Genomic DNA, 804 nt, shown 5'->3' with positions numbered 1-804 from the left:
TATCGCAACGCTATGGTAGGTACGGGGGGTAACCATACCGGCTACCGTGCGCCAAGAATTCGTCGAAGGGTTATAGAGCTCCGCCGTTAGCGCCGCACCAACGTCCGTAAAGGTCTCCGCATGGTCCAGACCGCCGGTAACCAATACCTCTCCGTTGGGAAGTACCGTACTGTTGTGCATTACGCGCTCCAAGGTTAGGTTGTTGGAGGTCTGTGTTACCGTGGGGGCATTGCCGTAGGGAACGTTGATATCGATGACGTACGAATTGTCCTTGGCAGGGGTATTGCTGTCATAGGACCGGGAACCGCCGACCTTGAGTATGCGGCCGATGTCGAACATCACAGTGGTGCCCTTCATAGAATAGGTATCGCTGCCGCGCTGCCCGGCACTGGTCCAGCTGCCAAGGCCACCGTTGCCGTCAACATCGATCCAGTGCATGATCTCACCGGGGCCCGCTTGGAAAAGCTCCCCGTTGGGAGCCGGCCAGAGCCATACATGGTTGTCCAAACGGTAAATTCCCTCACCCTCCTGGCTCGCATCGTTGCTGTTCCATAGGAAATCGTCCGCCGCTATACCGGGAAGGTTAACCCAGCCGGTGGACTCCGTCCAGAGTTCAGCATCCTTGTTGCCGTTGGTCTCGGGAACGTCGGCATCGCTCCATGAACCCCCTACAGTGAAAACAGAACCGTCCGAAAGCGTCACGTTGCCCTGATAGCCACGTGGAACGTTCATCTCAGAAGCCACGCTCCATAGCCCCGTCGAAGGATCGTAGATGCTCGTCTTTTGGCTCGAGGTCCCTCCAGC

Annotated in this window: 1 protein-coding gene; it reads right to left on the bottom strand. The window is 57.5% G+C overall.

The genetic code is table 11. The annotated features are described in order from the left end of the window. Window positions 1–339: kelch repeat-containing protein (locus ACEQ81_RS18615; protein ID WP_411032429.1), on the bottom strand; the 339-nt coding region annotated here is incomplete at its 3' end. Between the last annotated feature and the right edge of the window lie 465 nt (window positions 340–804).

Origin of the sequence: Spongiimicrobium sp. 3-5, assembly GCF_046557915.1 — a bacterium.
GTDB lineage: Bacteria > Bacteroidota > Bacteroidia > Flavobacteriales > Flavobacteriaceae > JBHEBG01.
The sequence above is the reverse complement of the archived record's forward strand: the minus strand, read 5'-3'. Positions and strand labels throughout refer to the sequence as shown.